This window comes from Nitrospirota bacterium, assembly GCA_016235245.1.
In the GTDB taxonomy this organism is placed as follows: domain Bacteria; phylum Nitrospirota; class Thermodesulfovibrionia; order Thermodesulfovibrionales; family UBA6898; genus UBA6898.
Window position 1 is genome coordinate 174,354 of the sequence record JACRLO010000010.1, and the last position, 21,853, is coordinate 196,206.

Annotated in this window: 21 protein-coding genes; 15 read left to right on the forward strand and 6 right to left on the reverse strand. The window is 49.2% G+C overall.

From position 1 onward, the window contains the following. Positions 1-39 precede the first annotated feature (39 nt). The 4 genes from hslV to HZB31_05635 all read left to right on the forward strand — a co-directional run bounded on the left by hslV (position 40) and on the right by HZB31_05635 (position 5,490). Entirely contained in the window at positions 40-570 is a 531-nt protein-coding gene (hslV, locus tag HZB31_05620; protein MBI5847418.1) for an ATP-dependent protease subunit HslV, read from the forward strand. Position 571: 1 nt separating this feature from the next. Next, positions 572-1,912, forward strand: a complete 1,341-nt coding sequence (hslU, locus tag HZB31_05625) for an ATP-dependent protease ATPase subunit HslU (GenBank protein MBI5847419.1) — start codon at positions 572-574, stop codon at positions 1,910-1,912. A 219-nt stretch (positions 1,913-2,131) separates the two neighbouring features. Beyond that, positions 2,132-2,722, forward strand: coding sequence for a septal ring lytic transglycosylase RlpA family protein (locus HZB31_05630; protein MBI5847420.1), 591 nt, complete (start codon positions 2,132-2,134; stop codon positions 2,720-2,722). A gap of 125 nt (positions 2,723-2,847) precedes the next feature. Next, a complete protein-coding gene (locus HZB31_05635) occupies positions 2,848-5,490 on the forward strand; it encodes a PhnD/SsuA/transferrin family substrate-binding protein (protein MBI5847421.1) in 2,643 nt (880 codons plus the stop codon). Between the two features lie 36 nt (positions 5,491-5,526). On the opposite strand, the gene HZB31_05640 is transcribed toward HZB31_05635, so the two are convergent. Next, positions 5,527-7,110 (reverse strand): dehydrogenase, encoded by a 1,584-nt coding sequence (locus HZB31_05640; protein MBI5847422.1) that lies wholly within the window; start codon positions 7,108-7,110, stop codon positions 5,527-5,529. A gap of 184 nt (positions 7,111-7,294) precedes the next feature. Here HZB31_05640 and HZB31_05645 point away from each other — a divergent pair, with 184 nt between their 5' ends. Both HZB31_05645 and speB read left to right on the forward strand, forming a co-directional pair. After that, positions 7,295-7,840: an arginine decarboxylase, pyruvoyl-dependent gene (locus HZB31_05645; GenBank protein ID MBI5847423.1), complete on the forward strand. Its 546-nt coding sequence runs from the start codon at positions 7,295-7,297 to the stop codon at positions 7,838-7,840. After that, positions 7,841-8,707 carry an agmatinase gene (speB, locus tag HZB31_05650; GenBank protein MBI5847424.1) on the forward strand — a complete coding sequence of 289 codons (867 nt, stop codon included), beginning with the start codon at positions 7,841-7,843 and terminating at the stop codon, positions 8,705-8,707. A gap of 93 nt (positions 8,708-8,800) precedes the next feature. Here the strand turns inward: speB and HZB31_05655 are convergent, their stop codons facing one another. Beyond that, positions 8,801-9,619 carry a nitroreductase family protein gene (locus HZB31_05655; GenBank protein ID MBI5847425.1) on the reverse strand — a complete coding sequence of 273 codons (819 nt, stop codon included), beginning with the start codon at positions 9,617-9,619 and terminating at the stop codon, positions 8,801-8,803. Between the two features lie 891 nt (positions 9,620-10,510). On the opposite strand from HZB31_05655, the gene HZB31_05660 reads away from it, so the two are divergent. The 3 genes from HZB31_05660 (at position 10,511) to HZB31_05670 (ending at position 11,454) form a co-directional block, all read left to right on the forward strand. Next, entirely contained in the window at positions 10,511-10,675 is a 165-nt protein-coding gene (locus tag HZB31_05660; protein MBI5847426.1) for an HNH endonuclease, read from the forward strand. A 96-nt stretch (positions 10,676-10,771) separates the two neighbouring features. Continuing rightward, positions 10,772-11,158 (forward strand): antibiotic biosynthesis monooxygenase, encoded by a 387-nt coding sequence (locus tag HZB31_05665; GenBank protein MBI5847427.1) that lies wholly within the window; start codon positions 10,772-10,774, stop codon positions 11,156-11,158. A 56-nt stretch (positions 11,159-11,214) separates the two neighbouring features. After that, the gene (locus tag HZB31_05670; GenBank protein ID MBI5847428.1) at positions 11,215-11,454 is read left to right on the forward strand and encodes a CopG family transcriptional regulator; all 240 of its coding nucleotides are present in this window, start codon (positions 11,215-11,217) and stop codon (positions 11,452-11,454) included. 97 nt (positions 11,455-11,551) lie between these two features. On the opposite strand, the gene nspC is transcribed toward HZB31_05670, so the two are convergent. Together nspC and HZB31_05680 are read right to left on the reverse strand one after the other, a co-directional pair. Beyond that, positions 11,552-12,718, reverse strand: coding sequence for a carboxynorspermidine decarboxylase (nspC, locus tag HZB31_05675; protein MBI5847429.1), 1,167 nt, complete (start codon positions 12,716-12,718; stop codon positions 11,552-11,554). A 5-nt stretch (positions 12,719-12,723) separates the two neighbouring features. Next, the gene (locus HZB31_05680) at positions 12,724-13,962 is read right to left on the reverse strand and encodes a saccharopine dehydrogenase family protein (protein ID MBI5847430.1); all 1,239 of its coding nucleotides are present in this window, start codon (positions 13,960-13,962) and stop codon (positions 12,724-12,726) included. A 149-nt stretch (positions 13,963-14,111) separates the two neighbouring features. Between HZB31_05680 and HZB31_05685 the strand changes: the two genes are divergently transcribed. Genes HZB31_05685 through HZB31_05710 form a run of 6 tightly spaced genes read left to right on the forward strand, consistent with a single transcriptional unit; the run spans position 14,112 to position 19,693 of the window. Further along, complete coding sequence (locus HZB31_05685; GenBank protein ID MBI5847431.1) at positions 14,112-14,705, forward strand: formylmethanofuran dehydrogenase; 594 nt, start codon at positions 14,112-14,114, stop codon at positions 14,703-14,705. Next, positions 14,702-15,586 carry an acetylglutamate kinase gene (argB, locus tag HZB31_05690; GenBank protein MBI5847432.1) on the forward strand — a complete coding sequence of 295 codons (885 nt, stop codon included), beginning with the start codon at positions 14,702-14,704 and terminating at the stop codon, positions 15,584-15,586. Before HZB31_05685 ends, argB begins: the two co-directional genes overlap by 4 nt. A gap of 26 nt (positions 15,587-15,612) precedes the next feature. Next, the gene (locus HZB31_05695; protein MBI5847433.1) at positions 15,613-15,981 is read left to right on the forward strand and encodes a co-chaperone GroES; all 369 of its coding nucleotides are present in this window, start codon (positions 15,613-15,615) and stop codon (positions 15,979-15,981) included. Continuing rightward, on the forward strand, positions 15,978-17,297 hold the full coding sequence (rmuC, locus tag HZB31_05700; protein ID MBI5847434.1) for a DNA recombination protein RmuC: 1,320 nt from the start codon (positions 15,978-15,980) through the stop codon (positions 17,295-17,297). Before HZB31_05695 ends, rmuC begins: the two co-directional genes overlap by 4 nt. Positions 17,298-17,316: 19 nt before the next feature. Further along, positions 17,317-18,123 (forward strand): monofunctional biosynthetic peptidoglycan transglycosylase, encoded by an 807-nt coding sequence (gene mtgA, locus HZB31_05705; GenBank protein MBI5847435.1) that lies wholly within the window; start codon positions 17,317-17,319, stop codon positions 18,121-18,123. Between the two features lie 52 nt (positions 18,124-18,175). Beyond that, complete coding sequence (locus HZB31_05710) at positions 18,176-19,693, forward strand: diguanylate cyclase (GenBank protein ID MBI5847436.1); 1,518 nt, start codon at positions 18,176-18,178, stop codon at positions 19,691-19,693. Here the strand turns inward: HZB31_05710 and nifS are convergent. Both nifS and nifU read right to left on the reverse strand, forming a co-directional pair. Next, entirely contained in the window at positions 19,672-20,868 is a 1,197-nt protein-coding gene (nifS, locus tag HZB31_05715) for a cysteine desulfurase NifS (GenBank protein ID MBI5847437.1), read from the reverse strand. The genes HZB31_05710 and nifS overlap by 22 nt on opposite strands. Further along, positions 20,865-21,698 (reverse strand): Fe-S cluster assembly protein NifU, encoded by an 834-nt coding sequence (gene nifU / locus HZB31_05720; protein MBI5847438.1) that lies wholly within the window; start codon positions 21,696-21,698, stop codon positions 20,865-20,867. The genes nifS and nifU overlap by 4 nt, the downstream gene beginning before the upstream one ends. Positions 21,699-21,853: the final 155 nt, after the last annotated feature.

Sequence of the window (21,853 nt, forward strand, 5' to 3'; positions counted from 1 at the left end):
TTCTCTCATTAGAAATATCAGGAAAAATAAGGAGTAATCATGTTCCATGCAACAACCATACTCTGTGTGAGAAAGAATGGAAAAGTTGCCATAGGCGGCGACGGACAGGTAACGCTCGGCAACACGGTCCTGAAGCAAAATGCAAAGAAAATCCGGAGGATGTACAACGATAACGTAATCGCTGGTTTTGCCGGCGCCACTGCAGATGCGTTCACGCTCTTTGAAAAGTTCGAGGGCAAGCTTGAGTCCTATCGAGGCAATATCACGCGGGCAGCAGTTGAACTGGCTAAGGACTGGAGGACAGACCGGATGCTGAGACGGCTCGAGGCCCTGCTGGTGATCGCTGACCGGGAGCATACCTTTATCATTTCAGGCACGGGAGACGTTATCGAACCGGAAGACGGCATTGCCGCAATCGGTTCAGGCGGGGCCTTTGCACAGGCAGCGGCGCGGGCACTGATCGACAATACAGAACTGAATGCGGAACAGATCATTCAGAAAGCAATGAAGATCGCCTCAGACATCTGCATCTATACAAACGACAATATAACAATAGAGGAGCTTGCCTGATATGGACAGCCTGACACCCAAACATACCGTTTCAGAACTCGACAAATATATCATAGGGCAGAATAAGGCCAAGAAGGCTGTTGCTATAGCCCTCAGGAACCGGTGGAGGAGGCAGAGACTTTCGCCGGAACTCAAGGATGAAGTGCTTCCGAAGAACATTCTGATGATCGGGCCTACCGGAGTCGGAAAGACCGAGATTGCCCGCCGCATATCACGCCTCGCTGCCGCGCCTTTTATCAAGGTCAAGGCATCCAAGTTTACCGAGGTCGGGTACGTGGGTCGGGATGTTGAGTCCATGATCAGGGATCTGACCGAGATATCGGTGAGCATGGTAAAGAACGAACACCTCGAGAAAATACGTGAAAAGGCGCGGCAGTTTGCCGAGGAGAGGCTGCTCGACCTGCTGCTTCCTGCTCCGCGCTCGCTTCGCCTGCCTGAGCAGGAAGAGGAGGACAGGGAAAAGCAGAAAGAGACGCGGGAGCGGCTGAGGGAGCAGCTGCGCAGCGGCAAGCTCGATTCCAGGTCCGTTGATGTTGAGGTAAAGGAGCGGTCCATGCCGTTTGGCGTAATCTCGAATGTCGGGCTTGAAGACCTCGAGATGAACCTCAAGTCCATGCTCGGGAATCTCCTGCCTGAAAAGGCAAAGCGGAAGAAGGTGAAGGTGCCTGAGGCCTTTGTGCTGCTTGAGCAGGAGGAGTCCAACCGGCTGATCGATATGGACAAGATTACCCAGGAGGCGGTGGAGCGCGTTGAGCAGTCGGGTATTGTTTTTGTCGATGAGATCGACAAGATCGCAAGCAAGGGCAGCGGTCATGGGCCTGACGTATCGCGCGAGGGCGTACAGCGGGACCTGCTGCCGATCGTGGAAGGTTCGACAGTGACGACCAACTACGGTCCGGTAAAGACAGAGCATATCCTTTTTGTGGCCGCCGGCGCATTTCATATTGCAAAGCCTTCTGATCTGATACCCGAGCTTCAGGGAAGGTTCCCTATCCGCGTTGAGCTTGAGGCGCTCGGCAAGGACGATTTTGTCCGGATCTTGACCGAGCCGAATAACGCGCTGGTAAAGCAGTATATCGCACTCCTTGCTACAGAGGAAGTGTCGATTGATTTTGCAAAAGATGCGATCGAAGAAATAGCGGAGATCGCCGCTCTGGTCAACGACAAGACAGAAAATATCGGGGCGAGAAGACTCCATACGATACTTGAGAAGCTCCTTGAAGATGTCTCCTTTGATGCGCCGGAGAAGAAGGGGTCGACTGTCCTGATCGACAGGGCATATGTGAAGGATAAACTTGGCGATATTGTGAAGGATGAGGATTTGAGCAGGTATATCCTTTGAGATAGTACACACACAAGATGGAGAATAATAATTATGAGTAACTCCCCCCAACCCCCTCTTAATTTAAGAGCCAACAGTAGGCTGGACGGAGCCGGGGGCGAGGGGGAGTTATGGAAAAACCGTGTCCTGTGCTTTGCACTCTGCAGTCTGCTTCTTGTCTTTTTCACTTCCTGTTCATCGCCCCGTCATTCAGCGCGGCAGGAACCTGTTCTTCAGGATTTGCCTGGCGGTCCGGTCGAGGTCGTTGCCTCGTGGTATGGTTCTGACTTTCACGGCAAACCGACCTCTTCCGGCCAGATATTCGACATGCATCTGCATACCTGCGCGCACAAACAGTATCCCTTTGGCACAAAGCTCAAGGTCACGCACAAAACAAACAATAAATCGGTTGAATGCGTTGTGAATGATCGCGGTCCGTTCGTAAAAGGACGCGACTTGGATCTGTCCTATGCGGCGGCAAAGCAGATCGATCTTGTAGGCCCGGGCATTGCGCTGGTGCTGCTCGAAATACAGGGCAGAGACGCATCATATATTAAGCCGGTGCGGGTACAGTCGTCCGACAGGAAGGGCAGCCCTTTTGCCATACAGGTCGGATCATTTACGGACAGTATCAATGCAGTCAGGCTCAAGGTTGGACTCAGGCTCAAAGAGGTTAATGCCTATATCCAGGAAACTGAGGTCAAGGGTGTAACCTACTACCGCGTAAGGGTCGGGAACTTTGATCAGTTCAGCCAGGCAATGGAAACTGCCGAACAACTGGGACAGGAAGGCTATCCCGCGCTTATTGTCAAGGCTGATCTGAAGATGTAATGTTCAGTAGTCCGCTTCACTCTCGATTATTGTCAATCAGTCTTGCCAAAATCAATGCCAATGAAAAGGCGGGTAAAGAAATGATATAATTATTCATGGTATTCAAACCAAGATGGCTTATATGTATGGTTTGTTGTGTTTTAGTTTTTTTTGCCTTTTATCCTGCCTGGGTATTTTCAGCCGAAAAGCATAATCACATAAAGATAGGTGTTCTGGCCTTCAGAGGCGAGGAGCATGCCATACACATATGGAAGCCCACCGCAGAATATCTTTCTTCCAGAATCCCTGGCCATGTGTTTTCTATTGTACCTCTTGATTTTCACAAAATTAATTCAGCAGTCAGCAGGGGGGAAGTAGATTTTATTCTTGCAAACTCTTCTATCTATGTTGAGCTGGAAACCCTGTATGGCATCAGCAGGATAGCTACAATGAAGAAAAAGGCCGATACTGACGAAGGATATACGACATCTTTCGGCGGAGTCATCTTTACAAGGGCTGACAGAAAAGATATCCAATCATTAAAAGATCTAAAGGGAAAATCATTCGTAGCCGTTGATGAGACATCGCTTGGAGGATGGCGCGTGGCCTGGCGGGAGTTAAAAGAACAGGGAATTGATCCCTATCGTAATCTGGCCTCACTGTCTTTTATGGGTACACATGATGCTGCAGTATTTGCGGTAAAGGACAAGAAGGCGGATGTCGGAACAGTCAGGACTGATGTGCTTGAGTCTTTACAGCAGAGTAAGCGTATTGAGATTAAAGAATTTCGGATACTTAACAGGCAGAAGAATGACAGATTTCCATTTGCCTTAAGTACGCGTCTTTATCCTGAATGGCCCTTTGCCAAGGTCAGGCATACATCAACCGAGCTCTCGCAGCAAGTGGCTGTCGCACTGATGACTCTTCCTGCTCAGAGCGAGGCGGCACGAGTTTCAGAAATAACCGGCTGGACCATTCCTCTTGATTATGTAACCGTGCATGAACTCCTTAAGGAACTTCGGCTTGCCCCTTATAGTAATTATGGAAAGATAACCTTCAAACAGGCACTAAGTCAGTACTGGTATGTGGTAGTAATTGTTATTGTGTTTATCTTTGCTGCAACGGGCGTAACTATTTATGTGTCTCATTTGAACACGGGACTCAGGCAGGCTAAAAAGGAGATTGAAGCGACGCAAAGAAGTCTGGAACAAAAAGTAGATGAAAGGACAAAAGACCTCAGGTCAATAAATGAAAAACTGGAAAAGGAGATCATACAGCGCAGACAGGCTGAAGTAGCACTGAGGGAGTCAGAGCGGCGTTTCAGGGTGACGCTTGAAGGCGCAAATCTCATAGCTCTCCAGCTGGATATGGAGGGCAGGATTATTTTTGCAAATGACTACCTTGCAAATCTTACGAACTGGAATCTCGATGATATTACCGGGCATAACTGGTTTGATCTATTCATCCCCGAGAACACAAGAACAGCCATGCTGCAGCTTCATCATCAAAATACCTCAGGGGAAATAGTTGGTGAGTGTGTAAACGAAATTGTGACAAGGCAGGGCAGCAAACTGCTCATATCATGGACAAATTCGAGGTTGCTCGATGAGGCCGGTCATAGTATAGGCATCACCTCACTCGGCATGGACATTACACAAAGACAGCAGATAGAAGAGTACGTTCTGAAGAACCAGAAACTGGAGGCTATCGGCACGTTGGCAGGAGGTATTGCACATGATTTCAACAATCTGCTGCAGGGTATCTTCGGTTTTATTGCCATGGCAAAGTTCAACGTGGACAAAAATGGAAAGGCCCATGATTTTCTCGATCAGGCTGAATCATCCCTCGGCATCGCAACAAATCTTACAAATCAGTTGCTGACATTTGCAAAGGGAGGAAAGCCTGTTAAAAAAGTCCTTGCGATTGAAGCGATAGTAAAAAATGCAGCTGACTTGGGTCTTAGCGGATCGCAGTCTGATTACACCATGGTGTTTGACGATTATCTCTGGCATATAGAGGCTGATGAAGGCCAGATTGGACAGGTGATTCAAAACCTTGTTATCAATGCAGATGATTCTATGCAGCAGGGCGGGACGATTACCATTTCAGCACGGAATGTGATGCACAGTATGCCCAATTCACCGCAGACGAAGTTTGTGAAAATAAGCATAGAAGATTGCGGATGCGGCATCTCTGAAGACGATCTGAAGAAGATATTTGATCCCTATTTTACCACTAAGAAGAAGGGAACTGGGCTTGGGCTTTCGACGACATATTCAATTGTGAGAAATCATGGAGGCATGATAGAAGTTGAATCCGTCCTTGGAAAAGGCACTTCGTTTTACGTATATTTGCCTGCAACGGCGGATGACAGAGTCCCGAATGAATTGACTGCCGAAAAAAAGGAAAGCAAGGTGAAAGGGAAAATCCTTGTTATGGATGATGATGAAATGGTGCAGAGGATTTCCTGCAGTATGCTGCAGACATTGGGGCATGAAGTAGAGCTTGCAAAAGATGGAGATGAAGCAATCGCCAGATATAGTGAAGCTATGCGAGATGGAGACCCTTTTGCCCTGGTAATTCTTGATTTGACAATCCGTGGCGGGATGGGAGGTGCTGAGACAAATAAGAGACTTCATGAGATTGACCCTCATGTGAAAACCATAATTTCGAGCGGATATTCTGATGATTCCACTGTATCAAAATTCAAGGAACACGGTTTTCAAGGGTATCTGAAAAAACCCTATAAGTTTACCGATCTGGAAGAAAAGCTTGCCTCTTTGTTATAGACACTCTCTATCAATAATGCCCCTGGAGCAGGTCCCCTAACTGATATCGTCCAAAGCCGACAGGCTGGCCTCGACTGCCTTTATTGCATCAATAGCCGAACTCGTTATCCCGCCTGCATAACCTGAGCCTTCACCAATGGGATAGAGGTTCCTGACCGCCACTGACTCATAATTCTCCCCGCGCGGTATTCTGACTGGGGAGGAAGTTCTGGTTTCTGTCCCCAGCAGAATCGCCTGCTCCGAAACAAATAAGGGATAATCCGTTTTCCATGTATTGAACGCTGCCAACAGCGTCTCGTTTATAAATTTTGGGAGAATGCCATGCATATTAACCGCGGTCGCTCCCATCTTGAAAGAATTGCTGTTTAGGCTGTCGGATACCTTTTTATATAAGAAATCGATCAGATTCTGTGCTGGTGCTTTCCAATTTCCTCCTGCCTCAAAGGCCCTCCGCTCTATATCTTTTTGAAATTCAATCCCTGCCAGGGGATGGGGCGATCCATAGTCATCAGTATGACAGGTCACCACAAGCGCGGAATTTGAAAATGGTGATGACCGTTGAGAGTAGCTCATGCCGTTTACAACCATCATGCCCTGTTCAGATGAAGCATTTATGACTTCACCTCCTGGGCACATGCAGAAGGTATAGACACCTCGTCGTATTTTTCGATCGGTATAGGTAAAAGAATACGTTGCATTCCCAAGTGCAGGATTGTCCATATATTTCTCGCCGTACCGAATACGATTAATCAGTTCTGTCGGATGCTCTACTCTCAGGCCGACAGAAATGGGCTTTTGTTCAAGGAGGACACCGCTACGGAACATCATCTCAAAGGTATCCCGCGCAGAATGCCCCAGCGCAAGATAGATGATGGATGAACGATATTCTGCAGTTCCATTGATAACTACGCCTGAGGCCATGCCGTTTGACAGAAGTATATCAGTCATCCTGGAACTGTACTGTATTTCTCCGCCTCTTTCGAGAATATAGTTTCTGATATTGCGGACTATCTTGCAGAGCAGGTCCGTCCCCAAATGGGGCTTGCCGACATACCGGATTTCTTCAGGCGCGCCAAATTTTATAAACGTATCCAGCACCCTGTCTGCATAATACGAATTCTTTGTCCTGGCAAACAGCTTTCCGTCAGAGTATGAGCCGGCACCACCTTCACCGAATTGGATGTTGGATTCAGGGTCCAGCGTCCGTAGTTTCATAAACCTTTGAACATCAATGGAGCGCTCTTCTATTTTTTTGCCCCGTTCAAATATCCGGGGTTTTATCCCATATTCGATAAGCTCAAGGGCTGCGAACATGCCTGCAGGACCGAAACCTATAATGATAGGGCTCTCAGTAAGCTTTATTGATGTTTTCGGCAATGATAGGTGTTTCGTGTACACAGGAAGGTTTTCGCTATTGTCAAAGCTCTCAGGAGTTCGTACTGCTATTGACATACGGTAATAGAACTGGTCCTTATTGCTGATATCCAGAGACTTGCTGAGTATGGTAATGAATTGTATGTCTTTTTCTGAAATGTTCAGCTTTTGTGCCGCAGCCGAAACATATTCATCTGTCACGTCTCTTTCAAACGGTATTTTTAAATTGCGTACGATTAAATCCAAAAAACCTCCCTGCGGATCTGTCAGGTATTTCTGTCTGCCGCGTTGCAACATACGAGTCTGCCTGCTTTCTGACACTTAGTAAGGCCTGACATTGACATTGTTATAGGATGCATTTTATCATTTAGGATAAGCAATTAAATCTGCCTTGTCGTATAAATTATTTCTGAAACAGGAGGATGAAAGAATGACCCCAAAAAAAGTTTTCTTTACGAAAGGGGTGGGCGTACATAAAGACAAATTATCATCCTTCGAGGTTGCATTAAGAAATGCAGGCATTGAGAAGTGTAATCTTGTTTATGTGTCCAGCATATTTCCGCCTGCGTGCAAGATTCTGACAAAGGCTGCAGGTGTAAAACAGCTCGATCCTGGGCAAATTACGTACTGCGTAATGTCCCGCAATGAGACGAATGAACCGAACCGTCTTATTTCTGCTGCAGTCGGTTTTGCCATGCCTACGGACTTTGCCAACTACGGGTATCTCTCTGAACATCATGCCTGCGGTGAAAAAGCGGTTGTTTCCGGTGAATATGCAGAAGACCTCGCAGCGACGATGCTTGCCACAACACTCGATATTCCCTTTGATGCTGATCAGGCCTGGAATGAGCGCAAACAGGTGTATACGGCAAGCGGACATATCTTCAAGACCCAGAATATCTGCCAGTCTGCAGAGGGGAATAAAGATGGTCTCTGGACCACGGTATTAGCTACAGCAGTTTTTATTATGGAATAAATGCCGAAGTCTGTTTCCTGTTTTTGCGGGCCGGAGTATGCCAAAGCTTATTCTGATGCCTCAACCGTAATTCTTCCGGTTCCTTTTGACAAAACCAGTACATGGCAAAAAGGTGCTGATAAAGGCCCTGCCGCTATCATTGAGGCTTCAGGATATCTTGAACTCTACGATATTGAGACCGACAGCGAGGTATACAAAAAGGGCATTTTCACTGCCCGGCCTATCAATGCAGTTTCCTCCCAACAGTTGATCAAAAAAGCTGATGCGGCAGTATCACGCTATCTTAAGGACAATAAACTTGTTGTGTCGCTCGGCGGCGATCATTCGGTCTCTATCGGCGTGATCAAGGCTTATGCCAATCACTTTAAGGATCTGAGTGTCCTGCATCTGGATGCACATGGCGATTCACGCGAATTCTATGAAGGAAGCCCCTATAATCATGCCTGCGTTATCGCACGGGCCAGGGAATATACCAAAAACGTAGTTTCTGCAGGTATTCGCAGCATAGATGGCTCTGAGTTGCCTGGCATGGACAGGAAGAAGGTGTTCTTTGCCCATGATATTCACGATTCAGACAAATGGATAGCTAAGGCGGTGAGGCAGCTGAGCGGCAGTGTCTATATCACCATAGATCTTGATGTATTCGATCCGGGTATCATGCCCTCAACAGGCACGCCTGAGCCGGGCGGGTTAGGGTGGTATCAGGTTCTGAAGCTCCTCGCTGCTGTCGCGAAGACAAAACGGATCGTGGGGTTCGATATCGTTGAGCTCTGTCCCTCAAGGGACAAGGCCCCTGATTTTCTGGCTGCCAAACTGATCTATACGCTCCTGAGCTATATTTACGGAGATAGATCAGATAAGACATAAATTTCCTCTGTAGCATCAGGCGTGATCGGAAAGTGTTCCGCGAGTATTCTCCCCGCTTCGCTGATCGCAGCGCAGATGCCCTTCTTTCTTGCCTTATTTGACCACGTTTACCTGGGCCGGACCGCGCTGGACAGTGCGATGATAATCTACTGCCGGCTCTCCGAAGGCCATGGCATAACCGGGCATATGGTCATCGGGAATACCGAGCCGCCCGGACAGGTTTGGCAGTAGCGAAAGAACCATCATAAACAGCCCGTCCCAGACCGTGCCAACCCCGCGAGCGTGGGCCATAAGCTGGAAGGTGGCCAGGGCGATATGGGTATCCTGGACCGGGCAGGGCGAGTTCCTGGGAGCACTTGTCAGCAGCAGATGGGGGGCGCCGCGGAAGATGATGTCTTTACCCTCCTCCTGCCAGCCCTTGAGTGCCATGCCCATATATTGACCGACAAAGCCTTCCGGCAGTCCGCCTGCTTCCTGCAGTTTGGCAAGTCCGCTCATCACCTCTTCCCGCAGGTTAGCCATGACCCTGGCCTCCCTGACAACGGTGAACAGCACCGACTGGCTGTTAACCCCGGTGGGAGCATAGCAGGCGATGGCCAGGAGTTCATCAATCAGGGATTGCGACAGGTCTTTGCCGGTATATCGGCGGACTGCCCGCCGCCCCTTGATCAGGATTTCCAGCTGAGCTGGGTCTACCATATTGCCGGATATCTGAGTGCTGGCCACCGGGTCCTTGCCGAGGACCGAGACCGCCCCGGTCGGACAGACAGCAAGGCAGTGCTGGCAGCGGTAACACCGCTCCTCGTCAGTAATCCTGGGGTAACCTTCCATGGCGATAATGCCGGCCGGACAATCGGACGCGCACTCGCCGCACTGGGTACAGAGATCTTCATTGATACTAAACTGAATCATAAATTCCTCCTTCGGAAATGATTAATCAGAAAGGATCGATTTCATCCTTAGTAGATAACAATAATAACTTATACCATTTTAAAGCTATTGAAAAGTGATGGCACAATCTGTCTGAACTTCACTTTCTGCACTTGGCAGCAGATTGTCATCGAGCCATCAGCATTAAAATTGACAGATAAATTTTCTGCTTGATATAGTATGCGCAAGTTTACTTGGGAGGGGGCAGAAATGAATGGGGAGACAACCAAAATTTTCAAGAGCATAATCCATCCACACTCTTATTTCTCTGCCTTCTTCTTCATGCAATTTCAGACAGTTAAATAATGCAAAAGCATCTAATATTGGATGCTTTTTGTTGCTGCATAATAACTGGTTAGCTCTCTCAAAACATGATATGGAAAATTTGAAGTTTAAATTAGAAAGGGCAAAGAACGCGCCCGTGAGCGACGAGGAAATCCTCAGTGATCTGAGGCGGGTTTCCGGCATGCTGTATTCATCCAAGGTTACGCAGAAACTTTACGGAGAGCACGGCCATTACGATTACTCAAATGTTGGTCGCCGATTTGGCACATGGAACAAAGCATTGGAAGCTGCTGGCCTATCATTATCTAACCAGTGCAAATTCCCGATGAGGCTTTGTTCGAGAACATACTGCTGCTCTGGCAACACTATGGGCGTCAGCCGCGCCGCGCTGAATTATCCCAACCCCCTTCGACAATTTCACAAAGTGCATACTATCGCAGGTTTAAATCTTGGGTCATCGCACTTGAACACTTCGTTGAGTATGGCAACTCGGCTGACGTTTCGGCTCCAGATAGAGCAGAAGAGAAAACTGGTTCGCGCACAACTGGGCGTGATCCCTCATTAAGGCTTAGGTTCAAAGTCCTTTCTATGGATAGATTTACTTGCCGACATTGCGGGGCGAGTCCTGCAAAAATGTTGGGGGTAGAGTTGCATGTAGATCATATAATCGCTTGGAGTAAAGGCGGTGAAACCGTCTTGTCAAATCTCCAAACTCTTTGCTCAAAGTGTAATCTTGGAAAGAGTAATCTGTAAGTCTCGAGCTAACCTGGCGTTCAAGATCGACCTTCTGCGCGGCGGCTTACATCGTGGCGCATTTGGTCGAGTTGCGACCAGCCTCAGGAGGCTAACATGACGTGCATCCAAGGCAACCCAAACAAGATTCACGAGCTTGCCCGTTACGAGGTTCGACCAGAATCCCTCGATCAGTGCCTCGCTGCGATACATGAGTTTGTAGCCTACATCCGCGAGAATGATACAGGCTCTCTTCGCTACGAGGGGCAGGACGCCGAACATCCAACTCGCTTTGTACACATTTTTGTCTGGCGGGATTCCGAGGGAAACCGGATTCACGGAGAATCTGCCGCCGTAAAGAAGTTCGCTGGCATTCTCTATCCCAATTGTCTGGCTCTGTCGAGTTCATTGAATACAAACAGGTCGACGCAAATGCCGCCTTCAAGCGCATCTGACCATAGGTCGTGTCGGAGAAGGGATCATGACCGTTCGTTTCACGTTTAGAGGACATACTATCCGAATATTCGGAGCAGGCTATTGGAGGAAAGGAAGGAAACTATATGAAGAGCAAAATTAAGTACACAGATGAACCGATGGGAAAGCTGAAAGTCGTGAGTGACTTTCTGCCACCTTCGGATCAACTGGTCCTCAAGGAGGACAATGTCAAGGTGACGCTCGCCCTGAAGAAATCAAGCATTGAATTCTTTAAAAAAGAAGCCAAAAAGAATCACACATCGTATCAAAAAATGATTCGGCAACTTGTAGATTGGTACACATCTCATCACCAAAAAAGTGCCTGACACCTCGTTCTAGTCCCGCGCTCCACGGCGCGGGGCTCAACTCGTCGCAGATAAGGCCCCTTACAGCCGGTCTCAAGCCTTATTTGCGGGGATGCGATTATGACTGTCTGTTGCGGTAATCCTTGTATCCAAATCTTCTGACAACTTCAACCTTGCCCCCAGCCCTTAAGACCGCTATATCAGGCAGGTTTATACCGTTAAACGTGGTGTTCTTTACGATGCTATAAAGGGCCATATCCGTAAAGATAAGTTTGTCTCCCCTTTTCAGGGGCCGGTCAAAGGAATAATCGCCGATGACATCCCCGGCAAGACAGCTCGGCCCTGCAAGCCTGTACCGATAGTCCTTTTCATTCTTCTTGCCTGAGCCTATGATGTGCGGCCGGTAAGGCATAAGCATCACATCCGGCATATGCGTTTCTGCCGAGGTGTCCATGATCGCGATCTTCTTCCTGTTTTCCACAATATCCAGAACCGTTGATATGAGCACCCCTGCATCGTAAACACTTGCTTCCCCGGGTTCAAGGTGCACCTGGACTCCATATTTCTTCTTAAATGTGTTTATGAGACTGATCAGAAGATCTCTGTCGTAATCATCCCGCGTTATATGATGGCCGCCTCCGAAGTTCACCCATCTCAGACCCGAGATGTATTTACCATAGAGTTTTTCAAACGATTTTAAAATCCTTTCGAGCACATCTGAATTCTGCTGGCACATTGCATGAAAGTGTAAGCCGTCTACCAACTCTTTGTATTTCGGGTATTCTTTACGGAATACGCTGTGAACTATCCCCAGCCTCGAATATGAGGCGCAGGGATTGTATATTTCCGTTTCAACTTCAGAGTATCCCGGATTCACCCTCATACCGATCTCGACGCCGCTTTTCTTCGCAGCCTCACCGTATTTTCGGAGTTGATAGAATGAATTGAATATGACCGAGTCCGAATACTTCAGGATTGCCTTGAACTCTGTTTCCCGATATGCCGCGCTGAACGTATGCACTTCCTTTTTGAATTCTTCACGGCCGAGCCTCGCTTCGTTCAGGCCGCTTGCACAGACGCCGTCAAGATACCTGGACATCAAGGGGAAGGTAGCAAAAGAGGCAAATGCCTTCAATGCGTGAAAGACCTTGCAGTCTGTGCGCTCCTTCACGTATTGGAGGACCTTCATATTTTTTTCGATGAGCGTCTCGTCTAACAGGTATACCGGTGTTTCAATTGCCCCTTTTATGATCCTGAGAAATCTTTTAGCATCCTTTGTGTCCATCTGCGTTACAGTGTATCGGGCATCGCAGCGTGTTCTACTACCTGCCAGGGAAGGCCATGGCTATTTAATGCCTCCATGAACGCGTCAGGGTTCAGTTGCTCGATGTTGTATACACCGGCTCCTTTCCATCTGCCGGTGAGCATCATCATCGCACCGATCATTGCAGGGACGCCGGTCGTATAGGCAATAGCCTGTGTTCCGGTCTCCTTGAAGGCCTCTTCGTGGTCACAGACATTATAGATATAGCGGGTAAGGGTCTTCCCATCTTTTATCCCGGTCATGATGTTGCCGATGACGGTCTTTCCGGTATATTTAGTTCCAAGAGAGGATGGTTCAGGAAGCAGAGCCTTAAGAAATTTTATCGGCACGATCTTTTTGCCGTCATAATCGACCTCGTCTATTCTTGTCATGCCGACGTTCTGGAGCACCCTGAGGTGGTTGAGATAATTCTCCGAAAAGGTCATCCAGAATCTGGCCCTTTTCAGCCCCTTTATGTTCTGCGCAAGCGATTCAAGTTCTTCATGGTATAGAAGATAACTTTCCTGCGGACCGGCGATCGGATAGTCAAAGCTGAAATGCACACTCTCTTTTTCGATTATTGCAGGTGTCTCGACCCATTTCCCGTTTTCCCAGTGCCTGACGATCTGGGTCACTTCCCGGATATTGATCTCAGGGTTGAAGTTTGTCGCAAATGCATGGCCGTGGCTTCCGGCATTGCAGTCCAGTATGTCCAGATAATGGATCTCGTCAAAGAGGTGCTTCTGCGCATACGCGGTAAAGACATTCGTAACGCCAGGGTCGAACCCGGAACCGGGAACTGCCATCAGCCCGCACTGCCTGAACTTCTCCTGATATGCCCATTGCCAGCTGTATTCAAAGTGGGCCACATCCAGCGGTTCATAATTGGCGGTGTCTATATAGTGGACTCCGGTTTCAAGGCAGGCATCCATGATATGTAGGTCCTGATAGGGCAGTGCAAGATTAAGGACAAGATCAGGCTGATAGCTCTTAATCAACGCAGCCAGTTCCGGTACGTTGTCCGCATCGACCTGTGCTGTCTGAATCTCTCTGCCATATCTCTGTTTGATATCTTTTCGAATTGCTTCACACTTCGAAAGTGTCCTGCTTGCGACCATTATTTCTTTGAATACTTCGGGAAGCTGTGCGCACTTGTGTGCTGCAACGGTTGCCACTCCTCCGGCCCCGATTATCATTATCCTGCCACGGCTCTTGGTATTATTCATAGATACGCTCCTCTATTTTGCAGTATGCGGTATTATACCCAAGAATATGGAGATTATCGATGCAATCCCTGCCTGCTCTCCTAACGCGTCATTTGCAGCACCCAATGAAACCCTGTTCAAACAATCCCTCTTTTGTGTAAAATCCTTTCATGAAACGTTATGACGATGTTGTTGATTTTCACGGACATTCCTGCCCCGGCCTTGCCCTCGGGTACCGGGTATCCCAGAGGGCGCTCAAAGAGTTCAAAAATCGCTCGGAAGACGAGGAGCTCGTCGCTATAGTTGAGAATAATTCCTGTGCTGTTGATGCTGTCCAGGTAATGACAGGATGTACCTTTGGAAAAGGCAACCTCATATTCAGGGACTATGGCAAACACGTTTATACTTTTCTCAGGCGGCCCTCAGGCAAGAGCATCAGGATATCGATTATATGGGAAAAACCTGCTGAGACAAAAGAGGAAAAGAAATATTGGGATGCCTATGCAAAAGGCGACAGGTCAAAAAAGGTGCTTGAGTTCGTGCATTCACGAAAGGCGGTGCGAACACAGCAGATTCTTGAGGCCGGCGATGAAGAGCTATTTATAATAAGTAAGGGGAAGAGTGTGCTGCCGCCTGAGGCAGAGATCTTCGAAAGTATCCGGTGCGGGGTCTGCAAGGAAAAGGTGGCTGAACCAAAAGCGCAATCTCTGGACGACCTTAGGCTCTGCATTCCCTGTTTCGAACAGAAAGGAAAGAAGAGATGAAAGAGATTATAAAGAAGGCTGAAGTGCTGATCGATGCGCTGCCCTACATCAGGAATTTCTATGGCAAGACATTTGTTATCAAATACGGCGGTGCAGCGCAGACAAAAGACGAACTGAAGGAGTCTTTTTCGAAGGACGTTGCGATGCTCAATTTTATCGGCATCAGGATCGTGATCGTTCACGGCGGGGGGCCGAAGATATCTGCGACCATGGAGAAGATGGGCAAAAAACCTGCCTTTGTTCAGGGGCAGCGGGTCACTGATCAGGAGACCATGGACATTGTCGAAATGGTCCTTGGCGGACTGGTGAACAAGGAGATCGTCTCCCTCATAAACAGGCATGGCGGCAGGGCGGTGGGCTTAAGCGGCAAGGACGGCGGCCTGATCACGGCACAGAAAAAGATCATCAAGAAAGTGACTCCGGAGACCGGTGTGAGCGAGATCGTGGACCTCGGTCTTGTGGGTGAGGTCACCGGGATTGACCCATCGATCCTCGATGGACTTGAAAAGAGCGGTTTCATTCCTGTCATCGCTCCCATTGGCGTGGGGCCACGGGGAGAAACGCTGAATATCAATGCCGATTATGTGGCCTCTGCTGTTGCCGGGGCGCTTAAGGCCGAGAAATTGATCCTGCTGACCGATGTGGCGGGACTGCTCGATAAGAAAGGGAAGGTCATCTCAACCCTGAACAAGAGTAAGATCCCGGGACTTATAAAAGATGGAACGATAAGCGGCGGCATGCTGCCAAAGGTGCAGGCCTGTACCCAGGCACTGAATGGAGGTGCAGGCAAGACCCACATTGTTGATGGGAGAATCCCCCACTGTCTCCTGCTTGAGATCTTCACCAAAGAGGGTATCGGCACGGAAATCCTCGGTGCGTAATGACGGCAAGGGCTGAATCAGCGATGATGAAGACGAAAAAGAATATCGTTATTGTCGGGGACAGGGTCCTGATAGATCTCGATGACAAGGCAGACAGGACATCATCAGGACTTTATCTTCCTGCAACGGTAAAGGAAAAAGAGAAGGTGCATGGCGGGTACGTGGTAAAAGTGGGGCCCGGATATCCGGTCCATGACCCCAATACCTCTGATGAACCCTGGATAGCAAAGAAACGTCAGGACCTCAAATATATCCCTCTTCAGGCGACAGAAGGCGATTATGCCATTTTCCTGAGGGAGTCTGCCGTGGACATCGAGTTCGAAGGCAAGAAATACGTAATCGTCCCGCACTCCTCAGTCCTTGCGCTGGTCCGCACAGAACTGGTCAGCGAATGATCGAGATCCTTCTCGTCGTTGCGATCATGGGGATCATTGCGCTTGCAGTCATGAGCCTTCAGCTTTTGAAGCGCGACGCAGCACCGCTTTGGGACCAGGCAAAGATAAAGATCGACGGCCTTGAACGGAATCAGGAGAGGCTTGAACGGACGCTCAAGGAAGAGATCAGCCGCAACAGGGAAGAGGCAGGCAATTCTTCGCGCAGCCTGAGGGAGGAGATGATGAACTCCCTCAAGAGTTTTAATGATTCGCTCCTGAACCAGATGCAGAAGATATCCAGCCTCCAGAATGAACAGTTCGGCACCTTTACCCAGCAGCTCAATACCCTGACACAGTCAAATGAGCAGCGCCTTGAGAAGATGCGTCTGACCGTGGAGGAGAAGCTGAAATCGCTCCAGGAAGACAATTCCCAGAAGCTTGAAAAGATGCGCGAGACGGTTGACGAGAAGCTCCACGCAACGCTCGAAAAGAGGCTTGGCGAATCCTTCAAGCTGGTGAGTGAACGGCTCGAACTTGTGCATAAGGGGCTTGGCGAGATGCAGAGCCTTGCCATTGGCGTCGGCGATCTCAAGAAGGTCCTTTCCAATGTGAAGACACGCGGGATCCTCGGAGAATTCCAGCTTGGCAGTATCCTGGAGCAGATCCTTGCCCCAGAGCAGTATGCAAAAAATGTGGCGACAAAAAAAGGAAGCAGGGAGAATGTCGAATTTGCGATCATACTACCGGGCAAGGATGACAACGGCGCTGTTGTCTATCTCCCCCTGGATTCAAAGTTCCCGGTAGAAAATTATCATACACTCCTGGAGGCCTATGAGCATGGCGACCATGCTGCGCTGGAGGAGGCATCCAAACAGCTTGAAGCAACGATCAAAAAGTGTGCAAAGGCTATCAGGGACAAGTATCTTGACCCTCCCGGCACTACTGACTTCGGCATCATGTTCCTTCCGTTTGAAGGATTGTATGCCGAGGTGGTGAAAAGGACCGGACTTATCGAAATTCTCCAGCGGGAATACAAAGTCATCATTACCGGCCCGACAACGCTTGCCGCGATCCTCAACAGTCTTCAGATGGGATTCCGGACCCTTGCGATCGAAAAACGTTCAAGCGAGGTCTGGACGCTTTTAAGCGCAGTGAAGACGGAATTCGGCAAGTTTGGCGATATCCTTGAGAAGACGCAGAAAAAGCTGCAGGAGGCCAGCAATACGATTGAAGATGCGGCAAAGAAATCACGCACCATAGAAAAGAAACTGAAGAATGTCCAGGTCCTGACGGTGACAGATACGCAGAACCTTCTCGGGGACGCTGACGAGCAGTAGCGGGCAGCGGCGCAGACCGATGGCAAAGAAGAAATCACTGCTGAAAAAACTGATCCATCTCTTCTTGTTCTGCACTGTTGTCTTTGTCGCATTTCATTTCATCTATCCGGACGTTTCCAGACTGAAGAAAGAGAATCCGAAGAAGAGCGCTTTCATGGAATACCGTGAGGCTGAATGGGCGAGGGAAGGAAAGAAATACAGGATAAGGCAGATTTGGGTGCCCTATGGCGCTATCTCTCCCTATCTTATCAAGGCAGTGCTGATCGGAGAGGACGACAAGTTCTGGCAGCATGAAGGCTTTGATTATGAGGCGATGCAGAAGGCCATTGAGAAAGACATAAAGGCAAAGAAGTTCAAGCTGGGCGGAAGCACGATCAGCCAGCAGTTGGCCAAGAACCTGTTTCTGTCTCCCTCCAAGAATCCGGTCAGAAAGATCAGAGAGGCGATCATAACCTGGCGCATGGAACGGGCCCTGCCAAAGAAGCGACTCCTTGAGCTTTATCTCAATGTTGCAGAGTGGGGCGATGCCGGCATATTCGGCATTGAGGCAGCCTCGCGCCACTACTATGGCAAGTCAGCTTCTGCTCTGGGACCTGAAGAGGCGAGCAGGCTTGCGGCTGTGCTGCCGAACCCGCGGAAGTTCAATCCGCTGGGGTCTTCACGATATGTTGTGAACCGTTCCGCTTTGATCTATAACATTATGGTCAGACGCGGCATTGTCGTGCCGGAACTGGATGAAGTTGAGCAGAAGAGCCCTGAAGTTTCGGAGGAAAAAGGAGCGCCGCCAGTATCTCCTGTCGAAGCGACAAAATCTTCCTCGCAGTAGTTTATTTAAAATTTCCTATAAAAACCTTATCATTTCAAGTAGAATATGTGCAGTGAAGATCAAGGTTCAGCAGAAGGTAATACTTTTGTCCATTATCGCCGCAATCCTGCTTTGGTTTGCCGATTCAGTCCTCGATCTTGTCTATACCCCGGGGCATTCGTTTCAGGAAGTATTCTTTGAAGATATATCTCCTCATGAACTCTATACCCGGATCTTTTTTTCAATCTCGTTCATTGTTCTGGGGCTCCTTGCGTCCCGCCTGATCAGCAGGCTGAAGAGGGTCGAAGATGAAAAGGAGAACTTTATCATGGCGGTTGCCAACTCCAATAATGGCATTGCGCTTACTGATGAGGCTGACAGATACGTATTTGTAAATAATGCTTACGCAGAGCTCCACGGGTACTCTCCTCAGGAGCTTATGGGCAAGACCTGTCTTGACCTCATTCCTCCTGATATGGTGCAGCAGTCCCGGTATATTCTGAACACGATACTCCGCAACCCGCTTAGCGGGATATTTAACGGGGAGACTGTCGCACAGCGCAAAGACGGCAGCACTCTGCCGATCGAGATCCGTGCAAAGTCATTCTGGGATGAAGCCGGCAGCTATCAGGGGCATACCTGTATTGTGCATGACATATCTGAGGAGAAGAAGACAAAATTACAGATCGAACAGACCGCGCGGTTTTTGAACACCATTTTTGACAGCATCAGGGACCCTTTTATGATCCTGGACAGCGACTATAAGATCATCAAGGCAAATCAGGCATACTCCGATCTCAAGGGCATCATGCTGGATGACCTTATCAATGAAAAGTGTTATGCCGTGACGCGGCAGCGTGAGGCGGTATGTAATGAATGCATTGTTGCAAAGACCTTCAGGTCAGGGGACCCGGCTGCAAAGGAGAAGAAGGTGCTGACGGATTCTGGCATGCATGAATGGCTCGAAATATATACCTATCCTATCCTGAATCAGGAAGGCGTTGTTACGCACGTCATTGAATACGTGAGAAATATTACTGACCGCAAGAGGGCGGAAGAAGAGAGTCATCGATTCATTAAGGAACTCGAGACACTGTCTTCGGAGGACAGCCTTACCGGACTTCAGAACCGGAGGATGATCTTTGAGCGGCTCCGGCATGAGATCGAGCGGGTCAGGAGATATAAGTCTGGGTTGTCGCTCATATTCTGTGACCTCGATTCTTTTAAGGAGATCAATGATAATTACGGACACCAGGCAGGCGATGAGGTGCTCAGGACTATTGCCGATATCCTGAGGATGGCTGTCAGGGCGAACGATGTTATCGGCAGATATGGCGGCGATGAGTTTCTCATACTCCTGCCCCAGACCTCATTAAAAGGCGCGCAGGAGCTCGCTGAGCGGATCCGGTTTTCGGTGCAGGAGACGAAGTTCGACATGCCGGGCGGCAGGAGCGCAGGAACTACCATGAGCATCGGCGTTGCATATTACGATGGGACAGAGAGCGACGCAGGAGCGCTGCTCAGCCGCATCGATACGGCGTTGTACGTATCAAAACGATCAGGGAAAAATCAGGTATATTCTTTAGTCTGACCACCACTGCCTTCAGGTATACTCCTGCCAAAGGGTGAGAGTTCCCGCAGCTCATTCACTATCCCCGGCATAACTTCGAGGACCGTATCAATATCCCTGTCTGTATTGTATCTGCTCAGGGAGAAGCGGATCGAGCCATGTACTGCGGTATATGGGACGCCCATTGCCCTCAGGACGTGCGAGGGTTCAAGTGAGCCTGAGGTGCAGGCAGATCCTGAAGAGGCGCAGATACCAAATTCATTCAGTCTGAGCAGGATAGCCTCACCTTCGATGTATTCAAAGCTGATATTTGCCGTGTTGGGAAGTCTGCTGGCAATATCGCCGTTTACCCTTGCGTGGGGGCAGGAATTCAGCAGTCCCCGCTCAAGGCGGTCCCGGAGTCTGCCAAGATATGATATTTCTTCCTCAAGATTTGTCCGGGCAAGCTCGGCAGCCTTTCCAAGGCCGATAATGGATGCAACATTCTCGGTGCCTGCCCGTCTGCTGCGTTCCTGATGACCGCCGATAATGTAGGGATGAAAGCGGGTTCCTTTTCTCACAAAGAGGGCTCCGATCCCTTTTGGGGCGTGGAGCTTATGACCTGAGATGGTCAGCATATGCAGCGGCGTTTTCTTGACATCAAGGGGTATCTTGCCTGCAGCCTGCACGGCATCGGTATGAAAAAGGACGCCTTGCTCATGAAGGCGCAATGCGATCTCCTCGACAGGGAAGATGACCCCGGTTTCATTGTTTGCAAACATAATCGAGACGATTGCCGTATCATCATCAAGCGCTTTATCAAGCGCAGCAGGGTCGAGCCGTCCCAGCATGTCGACAGGCAGATACGTAGTCCGGAATCCTTTCCTCCCGAGATGATGGCAGAGGTTAAGCACGGCAGGATGCTCAACGCGCGTGGTAATAAGATGTTTTTTTGCGGGCAGTGTTTCAACCGCGCTCATGAGGGCAGTATTGTCGCTTTCTGTGCCGCAGCTGGTGAATACGATCTCTTCAGGTTCTGCATTGATTAGTGCTGCGACCTGTTCCCTGGCTTCTTCAATCTTTTTGTGGACCTGGCCGCCGAAGGTATGCATGCTCGAGGGGTTGCCATAGAACTCTGTCAGATAGGGCATCATGGCATCGAGGACTTCAGGGGCCGTTCTGGTCGTCGCATTATTGTCGAGATATATGGTGCTCATCTGCTTTCCTGAATGACAATATCGTCGCTTACCAGTTCCCGCAGTTTATCCTGAATACTCTTTAGGGTCACCTCTGACATGGAGCAGCCGCTGCAGATCCCTCTGAGCGCTACCACGACCCTGTTTCCGTCAATATCGACGATCTCCACATCCCCGTTATCTGCCTGAAGAAGAGGCCTGATGTCGCGCTCGATAACTTCCTGAATGAGTGCGATCTTCTGAAGATTGGTCATTCCCTTCGGCTTGAGAGGCTTTAAAGGCGGCTGGGCAGACCAGATTGCGGCGAGGATATTCTCTATTTCCGGTTTGCATTCGCCGCATCCTCCTCCTGCCTTGGTGAAGTTCGTGACCTCGTCAACGGTTGTAAGATGGTTATCCATGGCTACGCGCCGGATCTTTTCTTCGGTCACATCAAAGCATTTGCAGACAACCCGCTCAGCGTCTGTTTTTCGTATGGGCGCTCCGCGATAGTTTGCGATGGCCGCCTCAAGCGCTTCCCTTCCCATGACCGAGCAGTGCATCTTCTGGGCAGGCAGGCCGCCGAGAAAGTCTGCAATATCCTGATTGGTAACGGCAAGTGCTTCATCGAGGGTCTTTCCCCTGATCAGCTCGGTGAGGGCTGATGAGCTTGCTATGGCGCTTGCACAGCCAAAGGTCTGAAAGCGGGCATCAAGGATCTTTTCCGTTGCCTTATCTATCCTGAGGTAGAGCTTGAGCGCATCGCCGCATACGATGCTTCCCACTTCACCAACGGCATCGGCGTTTTCAATTTCTCCGACATTCTTCGGCCTGAGAAAGGCCTCTTTGACCTTGTCTGTATAGTCCCACATGCATACATGGTTACATAGCAGCAGGGGGATGTCAATCCGGATAGTATGTGCCTGAGTATTCTGAGAATTGGTAGACGTAATTTTTAGTTTTGCCCAGATGAGAAATGATATACAAAACTGTATAAAAATAAAAAATTGCTTGCCCTTTGAACTGC

Coding starts and splice junctions, on each gene's coding strand:
- hslU (MBI5847419.1), top strand. CDS start 572: ATGGACAGCCTGACACCCAAACATACCGTTTCAGAACTCGACAAATAT.
- HZB31_05660 (MBI5847426.1), top strand. CDS start 10,511: ATGGATAGATTTACTTGCCGACATTGCGGGGCGAGTCCTGCAAAAATG.
- HZB31_05670 (MBI5847428.1), top strand. CDS start 11,215: ATGAAGAGCAAAATTAAGTACACAGATGAACCGATGGGAAAGCTGAAA.
- HZB31_05695 (MBI5847433.1), top strand. CDS start 15,613: ATGAAGACGAAAAAGAATATCGTTATTGTCGGGGACAGGGTCCTGATA.
- mtgA (MBI5847435.1), top strand. CDS start 17,317: ATGGCAAAGAAGAAATCACTGCTGAAAAAACTGATCCATCTCTTCTTG.
- hslV (MBI5847418.1), top strand. CDS start 40: ATGTTCCATGCAACAACCATACTCTGTGTGAGAAAGAATGGAAAAGTT.
- HZB31_05665 (MBI5847427.1), top strand. CDS start 10,772: ATGACGTGCATCCAAGGCAACCCAAACAAGATTCACGAGCTTGCCCGT.
- speB (MBI5847424.1), top strand. CDS start 7,841: ATGCCGAAGTCTGTTTCCTGTTTTTGCGGGCCGGAGTATGCCAAAGCT.
- HZB31_05645 (MBI5847423.1), top strand. CDS start 7,295: ATGACCCCAAAAAAAGTTTTCTTTACGAAAGGGGTGGGCGTACATAAA.
- nifS (MBI5847437.1), bottom strand. CDS start 20,868: ATGAGCACCATATATCTCGACAATAATGCGACGACCAGAACGGCCCCT.
- rmuC (MBI5847434.1), top strand. CDS start 15,978: ATGATCGAGATCCTTCTCGTCGTTGCGATCATGGGGATCATTGCGCTT.
- nifU (MBI5847438.1), bottom strand. CDS start 21,698: ATGTGGGACTATACAGACAAGGTCAAAGAGGCCTTTCTCAGGCCGAAG.
- HZB31_05635 (MBI5847421.1), top strand. CDS start 2,848: ATGGTTTGTTGTGTTTTAGTTTTTTTTGCCTTTTATCCTGCCTGGGTA.
- HZB31_05680 (MBI5847430.1), bottom strand. CDS start 13,962: ATGAATAATACCAAGAGCCGTGGCAGGATAATGATAATCGGGGCCGGA.
- argB (MBI5847432.1), top strand. CDS start 14,702: ATGAAAGAGATTATAAAGAAGGCTGAAGTGCTGATCGATGCGCTGCCC.
- nspC (MBI5847429.1), bottom strand. CDS start 12,718: ATGGACACAAAGGATGCTAAAAGATTTCTCAGGATCATAAAAGGGGCA.
- HZB31_05655 (MBI5847425.1), bottom strand. CDS start 9,619: ATGATTCAGTTTAGTATCAATGAAGATCTCTGTACCCAGTGCGGCGAG.
- HZB31_05685 (MBI5847431.1), top strand. CDS start 14,112: ATGAAACGTTATGACGATGTTGTTGATTTTCACGGACATTCCTGCCCC.